Annotated in this window: 5 protein-coding genes; all 5 read left to right on the top strand. The window is 38.5% G+C overall.

What is annotated here, in order from left to right; genetic code table 11:
• Window positions 1-356 precede the first annotated feature (356 nt).
• The 5 genes from JMY06_RS10885 (at window position 357) to JMY06_RS10865 (ending at window position 7,666) form a co-directional block, all read left to right on the top strand.
• Window positions 357-1,682 (top strand): restriction endonuclease subunit S, encoded by a 1,326-nt coding sequence (locus JMY06_RS10885; protein ID WP_201618278.1) that lies wholly within the window; start codon window positions 357-359, stop codon window positions 1,680-1,682.
• Window positions 1,683-1,717: 35 nt separating this feature from the next.
• Window positions 1,718-4,720 carry a DEAD/DEAH box helicase family protein gene (locus JMY06_RS10880; protein ID WP_201618277.1) on the top strand — a complete coding sequence of 1,001 codons (3,003 nt, stop codon included), beginning with the start codon at window positions 1,718-1,720 and terminating at the stop codon, window positions 4,718-4,720.
• Window positions 4,721-5,410: 690 nt separating this feature from the next.
• Window positions 5,411-5,734, top strand: a complete 324-nt coding sequence (locus JMY06_RS10875; protein ID WP_201618276.1) for an H-NS family nucleoid-associated regulatory protein — start codon at window positions 5,411-5,413, stop codon at window positions 5,732-5,734.
• A 207-nt stretch (window positions 5,735-5,941) separates the two neighbouring features.
• Window positions 5,942-6,754, top strand: a complete 813-nt coding sequence (gene gspN, locus JMY06_RS10870; RefSeq protein ID WP_201618275.1) for a type II secretion system protein N — start codon at window positions 5,942-5,944, stop codon at window positions 6,752-6,754.
• On the top strand, window positions 6,755-7,666 hold the full coding sequence (locus JMY06_RS10865) for a type II secretion system protein N (RefSeq protein WP_201618274.1): 912 nt from the start codon (window positions 6,755-6,757) through the stop codon (window positions 7,664-7,666). It begins immediately after the preceding gene.
• The last annotated feature ends 97 nt before the right edge of the window (window positions 7,667-7,763 follow it).

Genomic DNA, 7,763 nt, shown 5'->3' with positions numbered 1-7,763 from the left:
ATTATGATAATCTTAATCAGTTAGGCCTAGCGGCCTAACTTAAACAAACAGTCTCCGATATAGTCGGGGTGGTTCACATCGCCACTACATACAAGATAATGAGTACATTCCTTTTGATCGCAGCACAGATGATAAGACGGCATATATCAATGCTGTCTTATCAAAAGAGATAGATTATGAGATTATCGATTGGGAAGAGTATGAAGAGCTTGGCTACGAGATATTACCAAACAAGTATTTCTATAAGTACCAAGAGCCTGAAAATAGTGATGCATTGATCGAACAGTTTTGGCAGTTAGAAGAAGAAGCAACCCAATTATTAGCTGAAATTAAAGCATTAGAGGGTGAGTGATATTATGAAAGCATACACCTATAAAGACAGTGGTATCGAATGGATAGGAAAAGTTCCGAGTCATTGGAAGGTTGATAGATTAAGAGATTTAAGTTCTATAAATACTGATGCTTTAAGTAGTCATACAGATAAAGACTTCAGCCTCAATTACCTAGACATAAGTAATGTTAATAGCCTAGGAGTAATAGATCGTAATAAAATTGAAAAAATTTCTTTCGAGCATGCACCAAGTAGAGCAAGAAGAAAAGTTGAAAAATTTGATACTGTTATATCTTCAGTAAGAACTAATCTACAAGCAGTGGCGTTCATTGACTTTGATATAGAAAACCTCATATGCTCAACAGGGTTTTTCGTTTGTCGCCCTAAATTTACCGAAATACTAGACGAAAAATATCTATATTATTTTTTATTAACAGATTATTCAAAAGACTACTTCTTTTCACATTCTGTGGGAGTTTCATACCCCGCAATTGATGATTATAAATTTAGTTCGGTTAATCTACCGTTACCACCTTTGTCGGAACAAGAGACTATAGTTGAATTCTTAGATAAGGCGATAGCTAGAATAGATCGCATTATAAGTATAAAAGAGGAACAGATTTACAGTTTAGGCAATTACTTTACTAAAGAGTTAACTAAGGTGATTACAAGAGGTATTGGAGAAAATGTACTACAAGATACTTCGTGTTTTTGGCTACCTAAGATAAAAAAAGGTTGGAAATTGTTACCGCTTAAAAGGCTTCTTAAAACAAAATTAAAATATGGAGCAAATGAGCCTGCGTTGGACGACAATCTCAATCATCCAAGATATATTCGTATTACGGACTTTGATGGTAACGGAAAGCTAAGAGGTAATACTTTTAGATCTTTGTCACCCGAAGTGGCAGCCCCTTATCTGCTGACAGAAGGTGATGTTCTGTTTGCCCGAAGTGGAGCAACGGTAGGGAAAACCTTTATTTTTAAGGATTATGATGGTCTGGCTTGTTTTGCGGGTTATTTAATAAAGGCTGAATGTGATAAGAATAAGCTACTACCCGACTTTTTATATTATTTTACTAAAAGCTTAAGTTATTCTGAATGGAAAGATCTCATTTTTACTCAGGCTACTATACAAAACATTGGCGCTGATAAATACCAATACTTAAACGTCCCAGTACCTAGTGTAGAAGAACAAAATAAAATAGTAGAATTTATCAAGATTCTTGAAGAAGCTACTAATAATGCTAAAAGCAACATTAACTCTCAAATCGAAACTCTACAAAGCTACCGAAAAAGCCTAATTCATGAGTGTGTTACTGGTAAAAAACAAGTTACGGATAGGATTGAGTAGGTAAATAAAAAGCATAACTGAAATAAGGAAGCCTCATGCCAAGCAATAAAGAAAGGCTATTTCAAGATCACATTTGCACATTTTTGCGAGATACGCATGGCTATGAGGCGATTAAAGAGCGCAAGCCAAACCCCTTTGTGGTTAAAAAGGATCGTAAACAGGATTGGCATATTATTGAGAGCGACATAATCGGCTTCATAAAGTTGACGCAAGCAGAGAGATACGCTGAACTCGAAGGTATTTTCCATAGCGATACCGACAGCCAAATTATCAAAGCGTTAAAAGATCAAGTCGCCAAAAAACCTATGTGGCATGTGATGCGTAATGGTTTAAACGTTAAAGGCGTGACCTTTGAGCTATATGCACAGAAACCTCGATCATCTACTAGTGACGCTCAGGAGGCGCACTATCGGCTCAACAAGTTTAGCTATTGCGATGAGCATTACTATAATCCAAATACGACAGAGCGCATTGATCTCGTTATTTGGCTAAACGGTTTACCTATTATCGTGATTGAGCTTAAACATGAGGATGAAGGACAGAATGTAGATGATGCGATAGAAAAGGACTTTCTAGATCGTGATTTGAACAATCCAATATATAAACTACCGTTCTTATACATTGCACTAAGTAACGTAGAAGCTAAGATTGCGACTAACCCTAGCAGTTATGATAACTTTCGTTGGTTCAATGCAGGTTTGCATAATGAGGCAGAAACAGAAGGTGAGTACCCTGTCGAGCATGTGTATAGTCATGCACTATCACCTGATAACATCGCTAAATACTTAGAGCATTACTTGCTATTAGTAGAAGCTAAAAATGAAGATGGTAAGCAGATTAGCACTAGCTATACTATCTTCCCACGCTATCATCAGCACCGTACCTGTCAAAACCTTGCAAAAGATGTCCTAAGTCTTAGTGAGCAACGACTTCATTTAGACCAACGACTCGGTAATAAATACCTTATCAATCATTCTGCTGGGTCAGGTAAAACTCTTACTATGGCGTGGATGGCAGATCAGCTAGATAGCTTATATACTTCTGACAACAAGAAAGTGTTTGATAATATTATCATTCTGACAGACCGTACCGCCTTGGATAAGAATATAACAGACGACTTGAAGCTATTTAGTCATTTAAGTAAAAAAATCAACTTTGCTAAAAAAGCTAAGCACCTTGCAGATTTTCTTGAAAAAGATAGAGATATTATCGTTTCTACTATCCATAAATTTAGCTACATTCAAGATAAACTACAAAGCGATGAATCTCTTAAAAATCGTAAGGTAGCATTCTTGATAGATGAAGCACATCGCTCTCAAGATGGTAAGTTATCGCTCACTATGCGTCAGTTCTTTAACGATGAGGATGTAACTGATGATCTCGATGAGGGCAAGGCTGAAGAAGAGGAAACTCAAGCAATAGATGAGCTACAAAAGCTCAATATTAGCAATCAAGTGTTTGTAGCTTTTACAGCGACCACTACTCCAAAAACAGTAGCTTTCTTTGGCGAGCCATTCGATGTCTATAGTGAACGAGAAGCCATAGCAGAAGGCTATATCTTGGACGTAGCAAGCAATATTATTGCCTACAAGACTATGTATAACCTACAAAGCAATAGCTCTGTACGAACGACAGAGGAATATCCTATCGCTGTACTTCAGAAGCTTATGCAAAACAAAGCTTTTGAAGATGATGAGATCATACAGTACAAGGCAGAAATAATTGTAAATCTATTTGAAAAGCAAACATTGCATTCAATTCACGGCAAAGGTAAAGCCATGGTTGTCGCTAGCTCACGCTTAGCGGGGCTAAAGTACTATCGCTACCTAAAGGCGGCTTTAAAAGAAAAAGGGCTAGATCATGGTGTGTTATATGCGTTTAGTGACTTCACACAACCAGAAACCAAAGAAAAGGTAGAGGAAGTAAAGCTAAATGAGTTAGGCAAGGCTATGATTGAAGATGAGTTTGAAAAACCTCATAATCGCATTTTAGTCGTTGCTAACAAATTTCAGACAGGCTTCGATCAACCCCTATTGTCGTCTATGTTTCTTGACAAGACAGTTAATGGGGTCAATGCTGTACAAACTGTATCGCGCTTAAATAGGAAACACGTAGATAAGGAGCAGAGCGATATTCTAGTTGTTGATTTTACCAATAATGCTGACAATATTTTTAAAGCATTTAATCAGCACCGACAGGGGTCGCCATATCAACAAACAGAGCCAACGAAAGAGGTGCTAGAAGAGCTATATAAAGAGATAATTAATCAAAATGTATTTACTGAAGATCAAATATGTGATTATGTTGAGGCTTATCAAAAAGCTGAAAGTAAAGCTTCTGAAAACCAGTCAAATTTAGACGCTATACTGAGTAACATTAATGTTGCGTATAAAAAGATAGTTGAGCAAAAATTACCTAAGCTAGATGAGAGAAGAGCGTATATCTCATTATTATCTCGGTATAAAAAGCAGTTCTACTTTATTGCTAAATTTTACAGCCTTGAAGAAAAGTTTAGAATACTTTGTTCGTTTATAGAAGCGGCTGAGCTAAGTTTGTTTAAGAACAACAGTGAATCTCAACTAAAGAAAGCGCTTGAAAATATAAAGTTAGTGCGAGGCGCAGTGCCTTATTTAGGTGAAAAAGTAAATGAGACAGCTAGTGTACAAACAACCCCAAAACCTCAGCCTAATCCTAAACCTAGAGGTGGTCAGAATGGTGGCATGAAGAAAGCGACCATCGATGATGCAATTGGTGATATAAAAGATAGATTTGATATATCCGATGAGGATGCCATTGTCATTCGAGAGGTTTTTGAGACGGTGATAGCAACGAGTAGTAACAAAGAAACTGTTATCAAGAATAAGGAAAATAAGCATTACATAGAGAAGAATGCTAGACCCAATATATACAAGGAAGTGTATGGTGTATATGAAAACAACTATGAAAACAAATTAAATGACGATATCTACATTGGAACGGGTGGAATAATGGATTTGATTAGCGTTGCAGTGATTGAGGATTTTATAAAGGCAGCTTAATGAATGTAAGTGTCTAACATTAGGTAATACGGACTAAGATCATTTTTTAAATGTATTATTAAAGAAACTATAGAGTATTTTTCATCTATCTAAAAAGTTGTATTTACAGTGATAATTCTAGCTAAAACGTGGTATTTAAAACAAATATTTTATAAAGTTGCATATATTGTGTATAAGTGTTTGTTATTGAATATAATCTAGGATAATGTATTTTATATTGTATACTTAACCGTTCTAATTTATACAAGAAAGGAAGTGTAAAGAAAAAGCTTTGAAGCCTTCAAAATCCAGCCGAGTGCTGGGTTTTTGCTTTAAAATAGTGGCGCACAAATATAATAGCTATTATAATAAAGTGCTTTATCAAAGTAATCATTACTGCAAACAATGTTTATAGTAAAAATATATCAGCAGGTTTTTCTATTTAAATAAATATAATATTCATTAGAGTACAATTAAAACTTGTCCGGTTTATAAAAATTTGTCTGGTTTACAAAGAGGATTAAAAAGTTTAGATATTTTGAAAGAATTACATCTAAGTCTAATTATTTATTTTGATAAAATTATGCTAATCTACTACTAATATTTTACAGTAGTTATTGGTTATCAGTGTCTATTGACTATTTATTAGAATGCTAATAGCTATTAAACTGCTGTCCATTATATTTAAATTTAATTAACACTGAGATTATTATGAATAACAGTAATACCATGAATTTAGACAACTTGAATGTAGATGAGCTGCGCGCTATTACTGAAAATGCTCAGCAATTGATTACCCAAAAGCAGCATCAAAACCTACATGATGCTTATATTCAATTTGAAAAAATTGCTAAAGACAGTGGTAGTACGATTGAGGAGATTTTAAAAGCGGGTGAAAGCTTAGAGAAAAAGCGCAATATTAAATATCGTAATACTGAAGACAGTAATGAGACTTGGACAGGCCGTGGTCGTAAGCCCACGTGGTTGGTCGATGCGCTCGCTGCTGGACGTGATATTGAAGACTTTGCAGTATAGTATAAGTACACGCTATATATTTAAGCGTATGCTTAAGTATATAGTTAAACACCGACTCACTCACAAGATTGAGTGAAAGGTTAAGTAGAAGTTTGAGAAAGTAAGAGCCAGTATCTTGTTAAAGGATACTGGCTTTTTTGCTGTCATCTTTAGGTGATTGTTTGTTATGATAATGACGTTTTTGTCTGTCATAAGAGTAATCCCCCTGTGTCTCAAGCGTCTGCTTCGTCTAATAAACGTCCTCGTAAGTTGTGGTGGTTGGTTGGATTGGTTTTATTTGTGTTATTTGCGTTCTTGCAGATGCCAGCAGCATGGGTAGTAGAGAAATACGCGCCAGACTCGCCTTATGTTCAGCATGTATCCGGTAACTTGTGGCAAGGTTCGGCAATTTGGCAGCTACCACTGTCAGCCACGCCGTTGACGGGGGCTGCAACATGGTCATGGCAGCCTTGGCAGTTATTGCTAGGAAAAATAGGGGTAGATGTAGAGATTAGTAGCGGACAGACACGTCTTGATGGGCGAGTGAAAATGGGTCGTGGGTCGTGGCAGATCAATAATATGAGTGGTAAAATTGCGCCGGAAACGCTGGCAAGTGTGGTCGATTGGCAACTCCCCAATACGCCTATTCAGGTCAATGCGATTTCAGTGCAGCGTCTAACAGGATCAGAGTCGTCAACCAAGGGTTTTAGTAAGGCAGATGGTCAGCTAACATGGGTTGGCGGTGAGGTGGGTTATCCTAGTGGCGGCAAGGTATTTTATCTCACCATGCCGCCGCTGCGGGCCCAATTGAGTGTTGAGCAAAAGAATAATAAAAATTTGTTGCATATTAACCTGCTAAATAATCAGGATAAGCGCTTGGGTGATTTATATCTTGATGGCGATAACATGCTAGATGTCAGCTTAACCCAGCGTTTGTTAGAGAGTATGCCAGAATATAAAGGTCAAGCGCCGCAAGATACGCCGGTGGTGAGTGTGCGTCAACCGTTATTGTCAGGGCTATCAGGGTCAGGGACGCAGTAGATGATAAAGATGATGACCCGTTTTAAGCCGATGATTGAGATCGTAAATCGGTTCTCAGGATGGCTGTTACTGGCAGCCATTGGCTGGCTATGTTGGACCGCAGCAAGGCTATTATGGCTATTGTTGGCCGCACCAGCGCCGCCTGCATTGTCCATTTTACCATTACAAAATGACGCAGCGTCCGCTGTAGATAACAGCAGTATCTTTGCGATATTCGCTGATCCTGTGCCCACTGCTGCGGCAGGACAACCGCCGCCGGATGTGGCGTTAAAAGGAGTGCTGCTCGCCATACCAAAAAGCTTGTCTTCTGCTTTATTGGACGTCAATGGCGAGGTCAAAAACTACCGTATTGGGGATAGCTTACAAGCCAGTGGCTATACCCTTATAGCGGTTGATTGGAATACCGTTATTATTGCTGACGCTGCTGACCAACAAACGATTATTCGCATGGCGGATTCGATGCCGCTAGACCAACGAGGACTGGCTGCCGATGCGGTGGGTAATCAGCGCTTACCGGATAATAATAAGCTGTCAGCTGCACCGTCAACTTTGGAAGGTACGCCAATGCTTGGGGATAGCGGTGCGGATGCTGCCGGAACGGACGCCAACAATTCAAATTCGGCTATTGATGAGGCGGTGACCGCCCTGCAAGAAAACCCAGCCAGTTATCTCAGCCGTATGGGCGTGATGGCCTCAGGCGAAGGTTATCAAGTGACGTCGGCTATGCCTGCGGGCGTGCGTAACCGGTTAGGGCTGGAGTCGGGTGATAAAGTGCTGTCCGTCAACGGCAAGTCGGTAGGCAATAGCCCATCGCAAGATGCAGGTTTATTACAACAAGTTCAGCAAGCCGGTGAAGCCCAAGTCGAAGTGCAGCGTGGCGATCAGATCATTACTATTCGTCAGCAATTTTAAAGATTCTTATTGATAATTAATAACGATTTCACTTATGTTATTCTTGGCACCCTTTCAGCTTATATTATTCTATATCTAACTTATACTATATATAATA

Source organism: Psychrobacter urativorans, from assembly GCF_904846675.1.
GTDB classification, from domain to species: domain Bacteria; phylum Pseudomonadota; class Gammaproteobacteria; order Pseudomonadales; family Moraxellaceae; genus Psychrobacter; species Psychrobacter urativorans_B.
The sequence above is the reverse complement of the archived record's forward strand: the minus strand, read 5'-3'. Positions and strand labels throughout refer to the sequence as shown.

Coding starts and splice junctions, on each gene's coding strand:
- JMY06_RS10885 (WP_201618278.1), top strand. CDS start 357: ATGAAAGCATACACCTATAAAGACAGTGGTATCGAATGGATAGGAAAA.
- JMY06_RS10880 (WP_201618277.1), top strand. CDS start 1,718: ATGCCAAGCAATAAAGAAAGGCTATTTCAAGATCACATTTGCACATTT.
- JMY06_RS10875 (WP_201618276.1), top strand. CDS start 5,411: ATGAATAACAGTAATACCATGAATTTAGACAACTTGAATGTAGATGAG.
- JMY06_RS10865 (WP_201618274.1), top strand. CDS start 6,755: ATGATAAAGATGATGACCCGTTTTAAGCCGATGATTGAGATCGTAAAT.